This window comes from Alkalihalobacillus sp. TS-13 (assembly GCF_019720915.1).
GTDB lineage: Bacteria > Bacillota > Bacilli > Bacillales > Fictibacillaceae > Pseudalkalibacillus.
In genome coordinates this window covers 25252-42315 of the sequence record NZ_JAHKSI010000011.1, presented here as the reverse complement: position 1 = coordinate 42315, position 17064 = coordinate 25252, and the positions used below count along the sequence as shown (strand labels likewise).

Annotated in this window: 20 protein-coding genes, 1 tRNA gene and 1 other RNA gene; 4 read left to right on the top strand and 18 right to left on the bottom strand. The window is 40.9% G+C overall.

Going from position 1 to position 17064, the window contains the following annotated elements; translation table 11 throughout:
* Positions 1-454: 454 nt before the first annotated feature.
* The 17 genes from KOL94_RS24650 to KOL94_RS24570 all read right to left on the bottom strand — a co-directional run bounded on the left by KOL94_RS24650 (position 455) and on the right by KOL94_RS24570 (position 14338).
* Complete coding sequence (locus KOL94_RS24650) at positions 455-718, bottom strand: pro-sigmaK processing inhibitor BofA family protein (RefSeq protein ID WP_221569318.1); 264 nt, start codon at positions 716-718, stop codon at positions 455-457.
* A gap of 72 nt (positions 719-790) precedes the next feature.
* Positions 791-1012, bottom strand: a complete 222-nt coding sequence (locus tag KOL94_RS24645; RefSeq protein WP_221569317.1) for a YaaL family protein — start codon at positions 1010-1012, stop codon at positions 791-793.
* A gap of 21 nt (positions 1013-1033) precedes the next feature.
* Positions 1034-1630: a recombination mediator RecR gene (gene recR / locus KOL94_RS24640; protein WP_221569316.1), complete on the bottom strand. Its 597-nt coding sequence runs from the start codon at positions 1628-1630 to the stop codon at positions 1034-1036.
* A gap of 249 nt (positions 1631-1879) precedes the next feature.
* Positions 1880-2194, bottom strand: coding sequence for a YbaB/EbfC family nucleoid-associated protein (locus KOL94_RS24635; RefSeq protein WP_260412651.1), 315 nt, complete (start codon positions 2192-2194; stop codon positions 1880-1882).
* A 21-nt stretch (positions 2195-2215) separates the two neighbouring features.
* Positions 2216-3946: a DNA polymerase III subunit gamma/tau gene (gene dnaX / locus KOL94_RS24630; protein WP_221569315.1), complete on the bottom strand. Its 1731-nt coding sequence runs from the start codon at positions 3944-3946 to the stop codon at positions 2216-2218.
* Between the two features lie 181 nt (positions 3947-4127).
* An RNA gene (gene ffs / locus KOL94_RS24625) (signal recognition particle sRNA large type) lies at positions 4128-4393 on the bottom strand.
* A 90-nt stretch (positions 4394-4483) separates the two neighbouring features.
* A tRNA-Ser gene (locus tag KOL94_RS24620) sits at positions 4484-4576 on the bottom strand.
* 73 nt (positions 4577-4649) lie between these two features.
* Positions 4650-5144, bottom strand: a complete 495-nt coding sequence (gene tadA / locus KOL94_RS24615) for a tRNA adenosine(34) deaminase TadA (RefSeq protein WP_221569314.1) — start codon at positions 5142-5144, stop codon at positions 4650-4652.
* Between the two features lie 351 nt (positions 5145-5495).
* Complete coding sequence (gene thrB / locus KOL94_RS24610; RefSeq protein ID WP_221569313.1) at positions 5496-6407, bottom strand: homoserine kinase; 912 nt, start codon at positions 6405-6407, stop codon at positions 5496-5498.
* On the bottom strand, positions 6404-7468 hold the full coding sequence (gene thrC / locus KOL94_RS24605; protein WP_221569320.1) for a threonine synthase: 1065 nt from the start codon (positions 7466-7468) through the stop codon (positions 6404-6406). The genes thrB and thrC overlap by 4 nt, the downstream gene beginning before the upstream one ends.
* A complete protein-coding gene (locus tag KOL94_RS24600; RefSeq protein ID WP_221569312.1) occupies positions 7468-8763 on the bottom strand; it encodes a homoserine dehydrogenase in 1296 nt (431 codons plus the stop codon). Before KOL94_RS24600 ends, thrC begins: the two co-directional genes overlap by 1 nt.
* Positions 8764-9041: 278 nt before the next feature.
* A complete protein-coding gene (locus KOL94_RS24595) occupies positions 9042-10088 on the bottom strand; it encodes an ABC transporter permease (RefSeq protein ID WP_221569311.1) in 1047 nt (348 codons plus the stop codon).
* The gene (locus KOL94_RS24590) at positions 10089-10958 is read right to left on the bottom strand and encodes an ABC transporter permease subunit (protein WP_221569310.1); all 870 of its coding nucleotides are present in this window, start codon (positions 10956-10958) and stop codon (positions 10089-10091) included. It lies immediately after the preceding gene.
* A gap of 389 nt (positions 10959-11347) precedes the next feature.
* Positions 11348-11992, bottom strand: coding sequence for a helix-turn-helix domain-containing protein (locus tag KOL94_RS24585; protein WP_221569309.1), 645 nt, complete (start codon positions 11990-11992; stop codon positions 11348-11350).
* Positions 11982-12566, bottom strand: a complete 585-nt coding sequence (locus KOL94_RS24580; RefSeq protein ID WP_221569308.1) for a sigma-70 family RNA polymerase sigma factor — start codon at positions 12564-12566, stop codon at positions 11982-11984. Before KOL94_RS24580 ends, KOL94_RS24585 begins: the two co-directional genes overlap by 11 nt.
* A gap of 479 nt (positions 12567-13045) precedes the next feature.
* Complete coding sequence (locus KOL94_RS24575) at positions 13046-13603, bottom strand: hypothetical protein (protein WP_221569307.1); 558 nt, start codon at positions 13601-13603, stop codon at positions 13046-13048.
* Between the two features lie 183 nt (positions 13604-13786).
* Positions 13787-14338, bottom strand: a complete 552-nt coding sequence (locus KOL94_RS24570) for a hypothetical protein (RefSeq protein WP_221569306.1) — start codon at positions 14336-14338, stop codon at positions 13787-13789.
* A gap of 138 nt (positions 14339-14476) precedes the next feature.
* On the opposite strand from KOL94_RS24570, the gene KOL94_RS24565 reads away from it, so the two are divergent.
* Positions 14477-14677: a flagellar basal body L-ring protein FlgH gene (locus tag KOL94_RS24565; RefSeq protein ID WP_221569305.1), complete on the top strand. Its 201-nt coding sequence runs from the start codon at positions 14477-14479 to the stop codon at positions 14675-14677.
* A gap of 83 nt (positions 14678-14760) precedes the next feature.
* Here the strand turns inward: KOL94_RS24565 and KOL94_RS24560 are convergent, their stop codons facing one another.
* Entirely contained in the window at positions 14761-14910 is a 150-nt protein-coding gene (locus tag KOL94_RS24560; RefSeq protein ID WP_221569304.1) for a hypothetical protein, read from the bottom strand.
* Positions 14911-15154: 244 nt separating this feature from the next.
* Here KOL94_RS24560 and KOL94_RS24555 point away from each other — a divergent pair, with 244 nt between their 5' ends.
* The 3 genes from KOL94_RS24555 to KOL94_RS24545 all read left to right on the top strand — a co-directional run bounded on the left by KOL94_RS24555 (position 15155) and on the right by KOL94_RS24545 (position 16831).
* A complete protein-coding gene (locus KOL94_RS24555) occupies positions 15155-15349 on the top strand; it encodes an alpha/beta-type small acid-soluble spore protein (protein WP_221569303.1) in 195 nt (64 codons plus the stop codon).
* A gap of 294 nt (positions 15350-15643) precedes the next feature.
* Complete coding sequence (locus KOL94_RS24550; protein WP_221569302.1) at positions 15644-15835, top strand: hypothetical protein; 192 nt, start codon at positions 15644-15646, stop codon at positions 15833-15835.
* 57 nt (positions 15836-15892) lie between these two features.
* Positions 15893-16831, top strand: a complete 939-nt coding sequence (locus KOL94_RS24545; RefSeq protein ID WP_221569301.1) for a hypothetical protein — start codon at positions 15893-15895, stop codon at positions 16829-16831.
* Positions 16832-17064 lie beyond the last annotated feature (233 nt).

Below are 17064 nucleotides of genomic sequence, written 5' to 3'. Positions count from 1 at the left end.
TGTATTAGGCACGCCGCCAGCGTTCGTCCTGAGCCAGGATCAAACTCTCCAATAAATTGATTGGCATAATTGCCACTGAATTTATTGAGCATCGTTTGATTGCTCATTAAATGTAAAACTTAAAAATCGATCAGGGTTCTTATAAAAAGACCCGTTTCACGCTTGGCTTTTGTTCAGTTTTCAAAGAGCTGTTTTCTTCGTTGGCCTGCGACAGAAATCGCTGCCTTTTATCGAAGATTGTTTAGTTATGATGTCTTGTTGCGACTCTTAATATAATATCATCATACGCCTAACTTGTCAAAGCTTTTTTTCATAGATATATAATGTTTTTTCAAGAGCAGCAAGAACAACTATATCACTATGTCATTCCCGATGCAAGCATTTTTAAACCAAGAAAAAAGAACCAGATTTCAACCGGCTCTTTCATAGTTTTATAGTAAGAAAAAACGCCCATCTATAGTATGAATTTCTGAATTGCTATTAGTGCAATCAAACCAGGTATCCCTAAAAAACCTGACACAGAAGCTGTCGCTATGTTGATCGGAATATGAAGGTCGATAGCCGTTCCGAATGCATTGAGGAAAAATAACAACAACGCTCCAATCACCAGCTTGATGACCCCTTGTCCGATCCATCGTAATGGTTTTAATGGAGCGCCGATGAATAATAACAATATAATCAAACCGCAAACGATCGCAAATACCCAGAACGGATCCATACAATATCCTCCTTACAGGTTGTCTCATAACCATGATTATGTTGAAGAGGACAAAAAAAGAACGGGAAGCTGTTAAAAACTTCTCGTTCTGATATTCCGGATTTTTGCTTCTCGAAGTAAAAAGAAATACTTGGCTTTTGCTAACTTCACTTCGTATAAGACTTGTTCTGACGGTTCTACACTGTTTTCGATCAGATCTTTCTTTGTCAGCCATTCAGTCCGGATCGTTTCGATAGAATTTAACAGACGTTCATTAGCTTCTTTACGTAGTCGGCCATTTCGACTGAAGAACACGATGCTGCTCGCCTCCGTGGATTAGATTTCTCTACGACCTTCCAGTGCGCGAGATAATGTGACTTCATCTGCATATTCCAGGTCTCCTCCTACAGGAAGACCATGTGCGATACGCGTTATTTTGATGCCGGTCGGTTTTACCAGACGGCTGATATACATAGCTGTCGCTTCACCTTCGATATTCGGGTCCGTCGCCATGATCAGTTCTTGGACCGTGTCATCCTGCAGGCGTTTGATGAGTTCTGCTACTTTTATGTCTTCAGGACCGATCCCTTCCACCGGGGAGATCGCCCCGTGCAGGACATGGTACATTCCTCGGTATTCTTTCATTTTTTCCATTGCGATGACATCTTTGGAATCATGCACGACACAAATTGTAGTTTGATCCCGGCTTGTGTCTTCACAAATCATACAAGGATCGCGATCGGTAATGTGATGGCAATTCGAGCAATAGGTGAGATCCCGTTTTGCATTGACTAATGCTTTTCCAAATTCAAATACGTCATCTTCTTTCATTTCTAAAACAAAAAAAGCTAACCGTACTGCTGTTTTGGGACCGATACTTGGAAGCTTCATGAAACTATCGATCAATTTTGAGATCGGTTCAGGATAATGCACTGCAATTCCTCCTAATGAAAGGGACGACCCGTGCCGGTTATCAACTTATCGACGGCTAATTCATCGGTCATCCTTTAGAGCACGGTTTAGGCTCTTAGTGATATAAGTGTCTAAAGAAAACTTGGCAAAGCCAAGCCTTGGCGCATGCTGAGCCTTAGTTGCGCTTATACTGAAGAAAGTTTTTGATACTTTCTTTAAGTGTAAAAAGAGGCTGACGCTTTTCATTTTGGTCAGCCCCTTTATCAGATCTTAAAACATTCCTGGCAGGTTCATTCCTTTTGTAAATTGACCCATGTCTTTGTTTACAACTTCATCAATTTTCTTCAATGCGTCATTGGTCGCCGCTAAGATAAGGTCTTGTAGCATTTCGACATCATCCGGATCAACGGCTTCTTCTTTAATGACGACATCAAGGATCTCCTTATGTCCATTTGCGGTTACTGTTACCATTCCACCGCCAGCTGTTCCATCAACTGTTTTATCCTTCAATTCTTCTTGTGCTTTCATCATTTGTTTCTGCATTTTCTGCATTTGCTTCATCATGTTATTCATATTGCCCTTCATTTTACTTCCTCCTTTTATGGATCAATCTTCTATTTCTACAAATTCAGAACCGACGAGCTTGATGGCTTCATCAACGATCGGGTCTTCTTTCTGTGGCTGTGGTTCTTGATTCGCCTGTGGGTCAGATCCTTCTGACTCATCAGGCTCGGATTTCCTTTGTGACTGGATGTACGATTGTTTCACGCTCTCCCAGTCTTCCTCGAGGATCGTCATCATCGTCATTTGGCGACCCATTGTTTCAAATACAACGGATTCGACGCATTCCCGAATATTATCCTTCACTGCCATTTGGCTGTGGAGTTCATGCTGGAAGGCAAGCAAAAATGAGTCATTTGAACATGCGACTGGAGTAGCGTTGATCATCCACGCATGGGCGTTGACCATCCTTGATTTGATCCGCTCCATGATGTCACCCCATTTTCCTCTGAAAACCTGGAGATCCTTTTTGGAAGCGCCTTTTAGCATTTCTTTAATTCGACCAGTAGACGCTTTCGATTTCGGCGTCCTTGATTGGAATGTGCGTTTCGGAACTTCGGGTTCAGCCTGGTTCGCTGAAGAGGAACTTACGATTCCTTGTTCTTTCAGCGTACGCAATTCTATTTCAAGCTGTTCAATCCGATTGACAAGTGGACCAACATCGTTCGAGACGCTTTGTGATACCTGCTGCTCCTCTTCTTGACAAAGCTTCACGATCGCGAGCTCCAAATGGATCCGCGGGTGATTCGTCCATTTCATTTCTTGCTGTGCTTTGTTCAATACATCGATGACCCGATAGATCCACTCACCTGGAATGTTCTGCGCAAGATTGGCAAATTCCCGGTCGACCTGCGCTCGGTCAAGCACTTCTTCTAAATTGGGAGCCGCTTGATAAAGCAACATATCACGGTAATAAAAGATCAGATCGTTAATGAATCGGATTGGATCTTTCCCGTTTTCCATCAAATGATCAATATGCTTGAGGGCATCAATGACATTATTCTCTTGAAATGCTCTCGTCATTTCTGACAAAAGAGATTGTGAAACGGTGCCTGTTACAGCTAGAACATCATCGTTGGTGACTGTATCTTCACTATAGGATACCGCTTGATCCAGAATGCTCAGAGCATCCCTCATTCCGCCCTCGGCAGCTCGAGCTACCAGATGGAGAGCTTCATCCTCTACTTGTACACCTTGCGAATCAATGACCGTTTTCATTCTTGAGACGATCGAATGACTAGTGATCCTTCTGAAATCAAACCGTTGACACCTTGAAATGATCGTCAGAGGAATCTTGTGGGGCTCGGTGGTTGCCAGTATGAAGATGACATGCTCCGGTGGTTCCTCAAGCGTCTTTAATAGGGCATTGAAGGCGCCGATCGTAAGCATATGTACTTCATCAATGATATAAACCTTGTATTGGACCGCACTTGGCGCATATTTCACTTTGTCCCTGATATCACGAATTTCGTCAACCCCATTGTTCGAGGCTGCATCAATTTCAATGACATCAGAAACGGAGCCCTTAGTGATTCCGATACATGCGTCACATTCATTACACGGTTCAGCAACTGGAGCCTTCTCACAATTCACTGCTTTCGCAATGATTTTGGCAGCACTCGTCTTACCAGTCCCCCGTGGACCACTGAATAAATAGGCATGGGATAGCTTTTGTTGTACTAATGCATTTTGCAAGGTCTTCGTAATATGTTCCTGGCCGACCATATCCTGAAATTGTTGTGGTCGATATAATCTATATAAAGCTTGATAAGCCATCCGCACGCCCTCCTTTTTCGATAATAATCATCCTTTTTATTATATCGATTCCAAGCTGGTTTTTCAAAGCAGAAATAAAGAAAAAGCGCTAGGACCCTATTTATCAAATCGCAAAATTCACAAATCCAATAGAAAAAACACTCACCCCAATAAGGATGAGTGTTGATATGTAAGTATAACGCCGTGCACCTTTCTTCGATTAAGCCTTCCTAAGCGTTACATTCGCAGTTAGCTCGATCCAGGCAACCCCGCGGCACACGGAGAGGACCCACTTACTGCTGCTTCCTTCCGGACCTGACAGGGTTCATGGGGCTCCGTTGCGCAGGACCCGGATGTCAACACCACTTACGAACGGCAGGCCTTACGTCAGCTAACCTCGGAAAGGGATTCAGTCTCGCTATAGCGGATTGCGAGTACAGGACACCGCTACCTTCCCACCTAGCACGGCAAAGTTGATAACATTGTTAGGCGCAATCAAAATGCGCACTTTTTAGTATACGCCCGATTGCCTTTAAAATCAACTGTAAAATATTTGAATGGAGGAGGCGAGAGGATTTGAACCCCCGCGGCGCACAAACGCCCTAACTGATTTCGAGTCAGTCCCCTTCAGCCAGACTTGGGTACGCCTCCATCGCTTACAGCTGATAATGCTTACCGTTTATGACGGCAGCAAGAAACACTATAACACGATTCAACCGAGCCATCAAGTAGAGGAATCCGACTTTTTTTCTTGCTTTTTTTTTTGGCGCAAGGCCCGAAAAAATGTTGAAAGCATCTTACCGCAATCCTCTTCCAATACACCGGACGTGACCATCGCCTGGTGATTGAACCTTGGCTCGTCCAATAGGTTCATCAAGGTTCCTGCGCAGCCGCCTTTCGGATCACTGGCTCCATACACCACGCGATCAACTCTTGAAAGGACGATTGCTCCTGAGCACATCGGACAAGGTTCAAGTGTGACATACAACGTACAACCTTCCAAACGCCATGTTCCTAGCGCTTTACATGCTTCATCAATCGCGATCAACTCAGCATGGGCGACAGATCGCTGTTCAGTTTCTCTCAAGTTATATCCTGATGCAATGATTTCTTCATCTTTTACAACCAAAGCTCCGATCGGCACTTCTCCGATAGAAGCAGCTTTTTGTGCCATTTCGATTGCTTTTTTCATAAACATTTCATCTATCGATTGGTACATTGTGTATCTCCTTAATACCAAAGGTTATATACACAACATTACCTTAACACCTGTCATTAATACAATGGCTTTGTTAATCTTCGTCTTGATTTTAAACGAAATTCAAGACACTCCTGCGGGAACAGCGAGCCAGGTGAGACCCCGCATTCAGAGAAGTGATGTCTTGCTCAGCGAGCAGTCACTTGGATCACTTCAAACTTCTGTGGCGGCGAAAGCCTCCTCGTCAGTTTTCCAGTGACCGTCGTGTCTAACCGGGTCGCTTCCGCTTTTCTATGGCCCGCGGAAAGGGAGTGAATTTCTAAGAAATCAACGTCATTCTTTAACCAATACAATAATAGCTTTTTCATCGAATTATAAGACTGCATCGTGTGCATAGGATTTGATAGTGGCGCCTTTATCATCGATACTCAGGTTCTGGACAAGCATATGTGGCAATGCTTGATGCAATTTATAATACAGCCAGTTGGCTTTCTCCTCCTCGACAAAACAGGCAATCGTCGGTCCAGCCCCACTCAAGGCGACACCAAAAGCACCATTATCATCGGCGATTTGTTCGACTTTTTCATAATGTGGAAGAAGCTGTTTACGATAAGGCTGATGATAGAAATCACATTTCATCATTTTGCCCGCAACTTTCCAATCTCGTTTCAATAAAGCTGCGATCAAGACGTTTGATACCGCACCTGCTTTGACCGATTCTGAAAAACTTATCTTCTCAGGGAGCACTTCACGGGCTTCTTCTGTTTTCAATTCTTCTTTCGGCGACACGGTTACGACGGATATAGGTAAATCATCAAAGTGCTGGAGTTCGATTCCATCGCCCGTATCACAGGCGATGACGAGCCCGCCATAAAGGGATGCTCCCACATTATCAGCATGTCCTTCATACTTAGCTGCCAGTTCAAGCTTTTTCTTTTTCGGTATACCTAAATCTCCAATCGTATCAGCTAACTCAATGCCAGCGACAATGGCCGCTGCACTCGAACCTAGCCCTCTTGTCAAAGGGATATCACTTTTCACTTCGACTAGACATGGAGGAAGTTCGATTCCATATACATTGGCAGTGTCTAATGCCGTTCTGACGATGAAGTTCGTTTCATCGCTCGGAAATTCCTCTAAGGAAGGTGACAGAGCCTTCACTTCCCATAAATGATGTGAAGAAACAGTCAATGTCAAATAGCGGTCAAGGGCTAAGCCGACCGAATCGAAGCCTGGGCCAAGATTGGCTGTACTTGCTGGAACTTTGATCCGCCAATTCTTCATGATTGTACAGTCCCTTTGATATATTCCGTTACGACCTTTGGATCTTTTGGCAGCTTTACAGGCTGTACTGGGCTCTCTGTCATCGCCGTAACTGGATCTTTCAGTCCGTTACCTGTCAATACGAGCACGACCCTCTGACCAGGATCTAGCTTGCCTTGGGCGTGGAGTTTCCGAATACCAGCTAGTGATGCACAAGAGGCCGGTTCCGCAAATATGCCCTCCATTTTGGCAAGTAATTGATAGGCCTCAACGATTTCAGGATCACTCACTTCATCAATTTTCCCTGTGGACTCTTCTACTGCTGAAAGAGCAAGTTTCCAGCTGGCAGGGTTGCCGATCCTGATCGCTGTTGCAAGAGTTTCGGGTTGAGGGAAAACACGGTCATGGACGATCGCTGCCGCTCCCTCTGCTTCATAACCGATCATTTTCGGTAGTCCTGAGTTATTTGATTGTTGATATTCTTTAAAACCTTTCCAATAGGCAGATATGTTCCCTGCATTGCCGACCGGAATCGCTAAAATGTCAGGGGCTTCACCTAGCTGCTCACACACCTCGAAAGCTGCAGTCTTCTGTCCTTCGAGTCGATATGGATTAACCGAGTTCACGAGCGTCATGGCTTCTTTTTCACTCAGCTCACGTACGATTTCCAACGCCTCATCAAAGTTTCCTTCAATCGAAACAATTTCTGCACCATACATGACCGCTTGTGCGAGCTTACCCTGGGCGATTTTGCCATCTGGTATGACGACGATACACTTCATTCCAGCCCTGGCGGCATATGCTGCTGCTGAAGCTGATGTATTCCCTGTCGAAGCACATATAACAGTGTCACTCCCTGCTTCCTTAGCTTTTGCAACCGCCAGGACCATTCCACGATCTTTGAATGAACCAGTCGGATTTGCCCCTTCGATTTTTGCAAAAAGTTCAACACCGAGCTCTTTTGAGAGTGTATCCAGCTTGATGAGGGGCGTATTGCCTTCATTCAAAGTCAACTCAGGTGTTTCTTCAGTTACAGGTAAAAATGATCGGAATTCTGATAAAAGACCGCCCCAACGTTTCATCAAGCATCTCCTCCTTCAACACGATACGTACTTTTCACATATTGAACACCTTTCAAATCACGCAGCTCCACAAGGATTTTATCAAAACTCTTCAATGATGTTTTATGAGTCACCAGGACGATTTCGGCTTTTTTCTCCTCCCCGAGAGGATTTTGCAGTACTTTTTCAAAGCTTGCTCCGTTTTGTGAAAACACCGAAGTGATACTCGATAACACACCGACCTCATCCTCTACATGAAGACGTAGGAAATGCTTCGAATAGATTTCCTCGTCATCCTTCAGTTGCTTTAAGAATTGAGGACTCACTGCGCTTTTACCGTTAACACCAAGGCGCATGTTCTTCATCACGCCAACAAGATCAGATACGACTGCAGTAGCCGTCGGAAGACTCCCAGCTCCAGGCCCGTAAAACATCGTTTCACCAACCGCTTCCCCGTATACGTATACCGCATTATATTCATCATTCACCGAGGCTAATGGGTGGGATTCTTCAAGCAATGCAGGTTCAACACTCACCTCTACTCGGTTCCCTTCACGATGGGCATATCCGATTAATTTCATGATATATCCGAATTGCTTTGCATATTGGAGATCATCTTCAGTTACTTCTGTGATGCCCTTCAATTTGACATCATCCAAGTCGATGTTCATGGAGAATCCTAATGTTGAGAGAATTGCCATTTTACGGGCAGAATCCAGTCCGCCGACATCAGCCGTAGGGTCGGCTTCTGCAAAGCCTAATGCTTGTGCTTCAGCGAGGACATCGTCAAACGAGCGTCCTTCTTTTGTCATCTTCGTCAAAATGAAGTTGGTTGTCCCATTCACGATCCCCATCATTTTCGTGATCCGGTCTGATGCCAGGCCATCTACTAAGCCTCGTAAAATCGGAATACCTCCTGCGACACTTGCCTCATAGAACAGATCACATTGGTTTTCAGATGCAAGCGAAAGCAGTTCTGGCCCGTAAACAGCCATCAAGTCTTTATTAGCTGTCACGACATGTTTTTTATTGGTGATGGCCTTCACCAAATGTTCTTTCGTCTCTTCGATATTTCCCATCACTTCAACGACGATATCGATTTCCGGATCCAAAAGAACTTCTTCTGGGTCTAACGTGAGAATGGAGGTATCAATATCTACATCTCTCACTTTATTGATCTCTTTAACGAGAGCTTTTTTGATTTGTACCGGACAGCCGATTTGATGCATAAGTTTATCCTGATGACTTTCAATGACTTTTACGACCCCGGATCCGACTGTTCCTAATCCTAATAACCCTACAGATATTGATTCCATCTAACCAACCTTTCTATTGTTTTTCTAGTAAATACATTTGTCCTTCATTAGAGGACATTATATTGGAGATTCCGCCCTATGACAATAGTTGATTTTTGGCTTTTCTCATGTAAGGGTTTTCTTTGGCTCTATATCAACAAAAACTTTTTTCGTATTTTTGTAAAATTCACTCTCAATAAGTCTCATTATTGGAAATATACTCGCGTAGAGGTTTAAACCAGCCTAAATAAAAAAGCTGCTGAAACGGACAATTGTTTCAAACAGCTTTCATGATATTGCTATTCCTTATCTTCAAGTCTCAATTCACGTCGTTGGACGGCACCTTGCTTTTTCAATGGTGTAAACTGTTTCTCTTCTGAAACCTCATTCACATCTCCAGTTTCAGATTTCACAGGTTTATGGTCGACCCTCCAGTTTTCAGTAACCGTCTTGATTCCTTCGAGCATGAAATTCATCGCAAGGATCGTCAGTGCAAAGAAAATGATTGGAACAAGTACAATCCATGGACTAACAGTCAAGTGCCTCATCCCATCCCCAATCAAACCAGACCACTCATATGAAATCGACTGGGGTGGATCCCGAAAAAAGGGATCGAAGCTCATATTGGTTCCGCCAAAGAATACTTTGAAGAATCCAAGGTGAGCTAACACAAGCATCGTTTGTACAAGTTGTTGCATGAAGATGATCCATAGTTGCGGTTGGATATGGGGTCTCACATGTTTCCAGAGAATATGGAGTCTGCTCCCGCCGATGATCTTAGCTCCATCGATGAACTCGTGATTATAGATCCTTCCCATCTCATTTCCGATCAGAATTGATGTCGGAGGAACCGCAATGAGAGCGAGAATGATTACTTCGATCCAAACACGTTCCCAAAACGTATAATCAAATCCAGTAGGAATTTCAACCAGGAACGGTGTCAATATGAATAACGCGAGCAACGTGACCGGTACATAGTTGAACACGTCGACGATCCAGGTTACATACTTCCTGAACTTGAAAAAATAAGCCCCATACAAAATACCGAAAACCATAGATGTCAGTAACCGGATGAATGCGATCAATACAGCGAAACCGATCGTATATTTCGCTCCTACCGAAATCAAATGAGTCATATGGAATCCTTGGACGTTCGTACCCAGTGGAATATCTACTCTAGGCGCGATCGGTGAACCTTCTACCGCTCTTCCTTCTTCATAACGTATTTGTGTTTGTGCAATCTGATTATCCCATACGAATGTATGCAGCAAACTAATCGTACATAAACCAATAATGAAGAAAAAGCCGATCAGGAAATAACCATTCTTAAAGAGTCTTTTGAGCATCTACATCACGACCTTTTCATTCGTAAATCGTTCAAGCAGCCACTGACCTAATGCGAACAATAAGAAGATCGGAATGAAAGTCGCCAGCAGACTCCATGCAAAAATGATCGGATTCAAGTAATCCAATAAAAAACGCATGATGCCATTGATATTGAAAATATATTCAAGGATCAGCAGGTTCGAAAGCATGAACCAAATTACTGTTTTCGAGTAATTCAATATGCTCGCCAATGCATTTCGTAATACATGGATGATCAATATTTTCTTCGGGAGTACTCCTTTAGCCTTCGCCAATTCGACGTATTGTTTCTCCAATTCCCCTTCTACGATTGAAATCATGACTTTGAAGTATTGAATCATCGGCAAAATGGCTAGACAAAAAATCGGCAATATATATATGGGCTCTCCAGGTAATGATGCAATTTCAAAAATTAACAGTCCAGTCTTTTTATACAACCAAACGACGGTCAGCTGGCTTATTATGATAATCAGGATATCCGGAAGGGATTCCAGGATGAATGTTCCAACTTTTATTTTTTTTATCCACTTTGGCGGGAGCAGCATCGTAATGAACGTCAAGAAAGCTGCCATGATAAGGGCAAGTAAAATCGACCCGACCACCACGGTCACAGAATATGTGCCGATGTGAATAAGCTGAGGTAATAATTTACGTTCAGTACCATCGGTGTTATATGTAACCTCTTGTATGTTGAAAACACCTGAAATGACCTCACTAATGCTTTGGAAATAAGCTAGCCAATTCAGATGGAACGATCCCCCTGAAGGCAAAAGCGTCGGTAAACCTGCCATCAGTACGATTCCGGTGACGATACATGTGAAACGCAACATCTGGTTGCCAATGAATCTCATATAAACCCCTCTTTTCTCCCAACCCAGAAAATCTATAGACTGTTTTCTATATTTTGTTACTAATTTAGTGTAAATAGGAAATGAATGAAAACCAAAAGCAGTGGAAATATAGGGAGACTCCTACGGGAAAGTGAGCTAAGCGAGACCCCGTAAGCGAATTAAGGATATTCGACTAACATCCACCACGTCCTGTGGTGAACGTCGAAGCCAGCATAAGGAAAGCTTCTAAAGACTCTCATCGCAGACACGAAAATGGTTTCATTTTTGTGTTGACATCCTGTGCAAGTGAGCTGAGAAGGCTTGCAGATTGCCCGCGGAAAGCGAGTTTAATTCCAAGATGTTAAAAACAACCATCTATTTGAAAACAGCTAATCTATATAAAAATCTCTCTATTCTTCCATCCATGTTATATGATCTTGATTTGTCGATTTGACTCCGCGTAATAATGTTTGTTGAGTTTGTGTCCCATCATAGATTCCTTTGTGGTCGAATTTCTCGACGATTGTGATATCTACCGTATAATCATTCCACGGAGCACCGATTTTGTTCAATTCTTCTTTATGTTGATACAGTTCAGATCCTTTGTAGAACATCTTTTCAACGGTTTCTTTTATATCGGATTTACTTGCGTTTGGTACAACATTGATATTCAACAGCACATATTTTTCATTCTTTGAAACAGAAACATATTCAATCGTTTTATTTTCTTCTTTTGCGATATGTGAAACGCGATTCAATAAGGGGAGACTTGTCACTTCTCTACCTATATCCACTTGTTGAAGGAGATCACCTTCACTTCGATCTTTTTGTTGGGGCGGTTGCAAAATGAAACTGATTGAAAAGATAAGAAGAAAAATACATACCGAAATACTTAATGCAGGCTTCACCATCCACATATACGTTTCGATGAATGACGGTTTCCGCTGCTCACGAATACGTTTCATGATATTCTGCTTTTTTTCTTCTGAAAATCGTTTCTTTTGATACACGGCCTTTTCCATGATCTTATCTAGATTTTTCAGCTTATCTTCCATCCGCTTCCTCCCCTTTCTCTAATTGTGCGCGTAGTAATTTCCTCGCCTGGAACAATCGAGACTTTAATGTGGAAGTCTTTATATGGAGCATTTCGCTTATTTCATTAAGGGACATTTCTTCTTGATAAAATAAAATGATCAATTCACGATATTTAAGCGGTAATTGTAAGATCGAATCGGCAAGCTGGTTATAATCATCCTCTACAATCAAACGGAGTTCTGGAGTCTGATCGTTACTTTCTTGTTTGAAAAAAGTGAATGGATTCGCAAACCATATATTCCGGTGAGCCCAGCTTTTCAAATGATCTTTGCATCGATTCACAGTGATCTTATATAGCCAATTCTTCAATGAACCTTCCCCGCGAAAGGTTTCAAGCTTTGAATAACAGGTAATGAATACTTCCTGTACGATATCCTCTGCTTTCCCCCAGTCCTTTACATATGTATAAGCCACCCGGGTCAAACGGTCTCCGAAGTAATCAACAACCTCTTCCATAATCTCTTCTTTATATAAGCGAAGGCTTTCTATACTGAACGTTTGCTTTTCTTGCAGAACCTTACGGAAGTTTTCCATTTGTGACCCTCCCCCCAAATTGACCTTTCCTTATATAGACGAATAAACACTTGATCGGTTGATAATTTTTTGAACATTTTTATTTCACTGTTATTCGATAGGCTCTGTCAGTTTTTATTGTTGATTTCTACGGAGGCTGTCGCCGCCGCAGAAAGTTTGAAGTACCAAAGAGACTGGTCGCTAAGCTAGACACCTCATCTCTGAATGCGGGTCTCGCCTGGCTCGCTTTTCCCGCAGGAGTGTCGTGAATTTCGCTTAAAGAAAACTTGGCAAAGCCAAGCCTTTGGCGCAGGCTGAGCCTTAGTTGCGCTTATACTGAAGAAAGTATTTTTATACTTTCTTTAAGTGTGAAATCAACTAAATCCTTTAACAGAACCTTTTTAACGTTTAGTATACAATATAAAAAACAAAGCCTGGTTTTTTAGGGACAAAAAAAGCTGCTGGCACATTAGTTGTGCAGCAGCTTTTCTCGTTCATGTTTATTCTGTATCATTGATGAGTTCTGGTTTTTCTAAACCAAGTGATTCGTAGATTGAACCTAGTGCTCCTTTAAATTCTGTTAAGATGTTCTCCGATGCTGTTTTCGCTTTATCTAACGCTGCATTTGTATTTTCATTATCCAGGTCGTCACTTCGGGCTTCAAATCGATCAGCCAGATTGTTAAGGGACTGATTCAAATCCTCACTGTAAGATTCAAGTTCTCCTGGTATGTTCATGTTCCTAAGTTTTTCTGCCAACTGCTGGCTGGATTGAGAAGCTTCATTTTTCAAAGCTTGCAATTCTTCATTGCTTACATTTTCCGTTTTCTCTTCAACAGTCTGTGCGAATTCTTTGAAATCATCATCGTATTTATCGATTAAAGAGTTCACTTCGTTTTGAAAGTCTTCTTGTGATGCTCTCGCCTTCTCATCATCTGCTTGGACTTCATTATCTTCTGAATTCCCGGTACTGTTTCCTTCTTCACTTGAACATGCAGATAATATGAGGGCACTTACAAAACAACTCAAGAGAAGAAGCCAGAACTTCTTATTCATCATCATTTCACCTCCAATCAACCTATCTACAAAGTTATTTCCTTATTCCAGTCATTTTCAAACAAAAGGTTTAGTCTTTAATATAAGGCTTTGTTCTTCTTTATTGTTGATTTTTACGAAAAGTATCATTTAAAAACGCCTAAAATAAAACCACCTATCAAAAGATAGATGGTTCAATGGATATAATTATTCAAGTTCAGGCTTGAAGCTAGGTGCTAATAGATCGAGCTCTTCAAATGGTTTACCAAATTTTTCTTCGAAGCTTGAGAACAATTCCTCTGCTTCTGCTTGCTCGTTTTCAGTCGCTTCAAGTGATGCATTTTCTGCACGCTTTTCATAAGACTGGGCAGCATTTTCAAGTCCAGATTGTAGATCCTCTTCGAATTGAGATAGTTCTTCAGGAATTTCCATTCCTCGAATCGCTTCCGCAGCTTTTGGCCCCGCCTCTTGTGCAGTTTCTAGAGCAGCTTGAGCTTCCTCTTCTGAAGGTTTCTCTTCCTCAGCAACTTCCTTGTCGTTCATTTGCGCTTTGACTGCTTCAAATTCTGCAAACGGTTTATGATTTTCTTTCAAAACATTGATCACTTCAAGTTGGAAATCCAATAGGTGAGATTTCAATTCATTTTTATCAATTTTTTCTCCACCCTCATTTTTTGTTCCGTTTGCTGAACCATCGTTTCCACAAGCAGAAGCAAACATAAGTAAAAAGAGCATTGAAAAAGCTAAAAGTTTCTTCATCATTTATCCCCCTTATGTAATTTACTAGCAAGTGATAGTGTAACGGAATTGGAATTGTTTGTAAATTAGTTAATCTATTCAAAATTATCTGGAAACGGGACATGGAGCTGAAACGTCTATAGAGAAAAGAGGTGTGCTATGAAACCATTATTCAAAAACTTAATTCTTCTCTTAGTTTGTCTAGGAATAGCAGGGTGCAGCGGAAATTTATTCTCTATTTCGGATCAAGCCGAATTGAGTCCAGTGCCTTCTGAACCCGGAACCTATGTAGTCGATGTACTTGCAAGGTGGAAAGATCGAGGCGATCAGTTCATCGCATTCAAAGTTAAAGTGGAATAGCATTGATTGTATTGTTTCATGTGGAACAAAAATAAACGTCCCTTTTAGAAACGAAACAGACGTTCATTTACTTCATGCCTTTTTTAAGATTTTTTTTTCGTACTACCTTTCGTTATATCTAACGAAACTGTAATGACTCCGATGATTTTTCCTCTCTTGTCTGTGATCGGTTCAGCATAGATATTATAGGTTCTATCTCCATTAGCAAGCCAAAACGTGATTTTCCTGCTCATCTTCTTTCGTGAGTCTATAACTTCACGTTTTATATTCCGAGTTTTTATCACAGTATCGATAGTCATAATTGTAGCAAGAATATAAAAAAGTTCATGTTGCTTATAGCCACATGAACCCTTTAACCACCTTGTTTTTTCCTTAATTTACCTCAAATTGCTTTGAATAAAAAAACCGCCTCTATTCATACTAAACTCAAGTGGTAAATACCTCCACTTACTCCTAGTAGAATAGAGGTGAATTGACATGGCACAAAACAACAACCAACAACTAGTTGTTCCTGGAGCACAAGCAGCTATTAATGCTATGAAAACTGAAATCGCTTCAGAATTTGGTGTACAACTTGGACCAGACACTAGCTCTCGCCAAAACGGTTCTGTAGGTGGAGAGATCACTAAGCGTCTAGTTCAACAAGCGCAAGCTCAATTAGGCGGACGTTAATCTCACGTCTATCTTGCTAGCGCCTCCTCTTGGGCAAAAGGGTCTTCCTATCAAAGGGAGATCCTTTTTATGTGTTTAATTTTTGTCATGAATTTCTGTGAAATCAACATTAAAATTTTACAGAGCCTTTCTTTGAACGAAAGATTTGTACAATATAAGCGATTATGAAGGTGATAATCGCTGCCCCTGGCTAGAATTATCCCTCCATTTTTATACAAAAAAACAACGCTTCTAAAAAATAGATCCTCTTCTTTTACTGTAATTAGAGAACCGTTGTAATCATACACCTCATATATGATCAAATACTATGACGGTAGTGGTTACGTTCTTAATACAGGTGAGGACGAGGCAAAGAACGCCAGGTATGCAGGTGCAAGAGCAGACAATGGTACTAGTTACACTGGTAGTGATTATGCATACGGTAACCACGTTTATAAAACATCAGGCTACGAAGATGTTATCCATGAAACATATGATGAATGGTAAAATATATACAGTAGGCTTAGATAAGCCTACTGTATATTTATATAGGAGGATCTTGATATGAGACCCAAAAGCAAAATTCTCATTATTATATCAATCATATTCTTGTGCACTATCCCAGCTATTTTATATTTTTCGAATGTTACAACAGAAAAAAAAGATAGTATGGTATTTAGCTCCCAACAACGTCCAGGTGTATCAGAAAACTCAAATAAAATAACTTATGGTTTATATAGTACGGATGGAGAACTTATTGATAATGGAAGTACATTGGATCCTATAAATGGTCAGATCAATAAAGTTATATCTCTCAGTCATTTTATTAATGAAACAAGAGAATACTCTCTAATAATTCTAAGTAATTTCAAACAAGTTCCTTTTAAAATCAAAGGAGAAGAATATTTGAATTATACATTTAAAATGAAACCGAACTCCACAATCAATTTAAACACTATCGTTAATGTAGGGCAGGATACCAAAGAACTAGATTATTTGCTTATTAAAAAACCAAACTACTTAGTTAAAGACAGGGATATAAAAAAAGCATCAATACTGCAAGAAGTAATAGCGATGAGATTTAGTATTACAAATTCAATTAAGACTAGATTTGATTCAGAAAATCCATTGAAGGAATATTCTAATGGTCCAAATGATTATATTTTTATAAGTAAATCTATGGATAAATTAGGTGTAGTATATAAAGCAAAACCTGATCAAAAATTATACCTATCTGTAGGAAATGTAAATAAAGATGAAAAAAAAGAATTTGCGCTTGTTGCTTTTTTGGGCTGGAAGCAAGTTCCTCTAATTGATAATAAAAAAGTAAATTATATTTCAGTTGATCCTGGTAAAAGGAAGATATATTCTCTAGATTTACCTAAATCTGATAAAGCTAAAAATTATCAGGTAATTTCAATTCCATCCCCTTATAACGTTTCCCAGACTAATTATTCAAGTCAAATGGTATATGGTTCGATCCGTACTATAATTGAACCCTAATAGGCTCTTTTTTAGATTATTTATCTTCACACCATTTACAGGGATGAGTGATCCAGAATTAGTAGTTCTATAGTAAAAAAAGGATATATTGAAAAAGTTGATGAATGATATTTTTTGGTAGAGTAAAGAGCTTAATCGATAAAAATAAAATAATTTATTCCAAAGCAATAACTGAAGATATAGCTTGCTAAAGGAAAGCTAATATCTGGCCGTTCGATAATATTCTGTATATA

Excerpts from the sequence above, each read along its gene's own strand:
- KOL94_RS24550 (WP_221569302.1), top strand. The coding sequence starts at position 15,644 with ATGATCAAATACTATGACGGTAGTGGTTACGTTCTTAATACAGGTGAG.
- KOL94_RS24575 (WP_221569307.1), bottom strand. The coding sequence starts at position 13,603 with ATGATGAATAAGAAGTTCTGGCTTCTTCTCTTGAGTTGTTTTGTAAGT.
- KOL94_RS24580 (WP_221569308.1), bottom strand. The coding sequence starts at position 12,566 with ATGGAAAACTTCCGTAAGGTTCTGCAAGAAAAGCAAACGTTCAGTATA.
- KOL94_RS24590 (WP_221569310.1), bottom strand. The coding sequence starts at position 10,958 with ATGAGATTCATTGGCAACCAGATGTTGCGTTTCACATGTATCGTCACC.
- dnaX (WP_221569315.1), bottom strand. The coding sequence starts at position 3,946 with ATGGCTTATCAAGCTTTATATAGATTATATCGACCACAACAATTTCAG.
- KOL94_RS24545 (WP_221569301.1), top strand. The coding sequence starts at position 15,893 with ATGAGACCCAAAAGCAAAATTCTCATTATTATATCAATCATATTCTTG.
- KOL94_RS24635 (WP_260412651.1), bottom strand. The coding sequence starts at position 2,194 with ATGAAGGGCAATATGAATAACATGATGAAGCAAATGCAGAAAATGCAG.
- KOL94_RS24585 (WP_221569309.1), bottom strand. The coding sequence starts at position 11,992 with ATGGAAGATAAGCTGAAAAATCTAGATAAGATCATGGAAAAGGCCGTG.
- KOL94_RS24570 (WP_221569306.1), bottom strand. The coding sequence starts at position 14,338 with ATGAAGAAACTTTTAGCTTTTTCAATGCTCTTTTTACTTATGTTTGCT.
- KOL94_RS24560 (WP_221569304.1), bottom strand. The coding sequence starts at position 14,910 with ATGAGCAGGAAAATCACGTTTTGGCTTGCTAATGGAGATAGAACCTAT.
- KOL94_RS24600 (WP_221569312.1), bottom strand. The coding sequence starts at position 8,763 with ATGGAATCAATATCTGTAGGGTTATTAGGATTAGGAACAGTCGGATCC.
- KOL94_RS24565 (WP_221569305.1), top strand. The coding sequence starts at position 14,477 with ATGAAACCATTATTCAAAAACTTAATTCTTCTCTTAGTTTGTCTAGGA.
- KOL94_RS24650 (WP_221569318.1), bottom strand. The coding sequence starts at position 718 with ATGGATCCGTTCTGGGTATTTGCGATCGTTTGCGGTTTGATTATATTG.
- KOL94_RS24595 (WP_221569311.1), bottom strand. The coding sequence starts at position 10,088 with ATGCTCAAAAGACTCTTTAAGAATGGTTATTTCCTGATCGGCTTTTTC.
- tadA (WP_221569314.1), bottom strand. The coding sequence starts at position 5,144 with ATGTACCAATCGATAGATGAAATGTTTATGAAAAAAGCAATCGAAATG.
- thrB (WP_221569313.1), bottom strand. The coding sequence starts at position 6,407 with ATGAAGAATTGGCGGATCAAAGTTCCAGCAAGTACAGCCAATCTTGGC.
- KOL94_RS24555 (WP_221569303.1), top strand. The coding sequence starts at position 15,155 with ATGGCACAAAACAACAACCAACAACTAGTTGTTCCTGGAGCACAAGCA.
- thrC (WP_221569320.1), bottom strand. The coding sequence starts at position 7,468 with ATGAAACGTTGGGGCGGTCTTTTATCAGAATTCCGATCATTTTTACCT.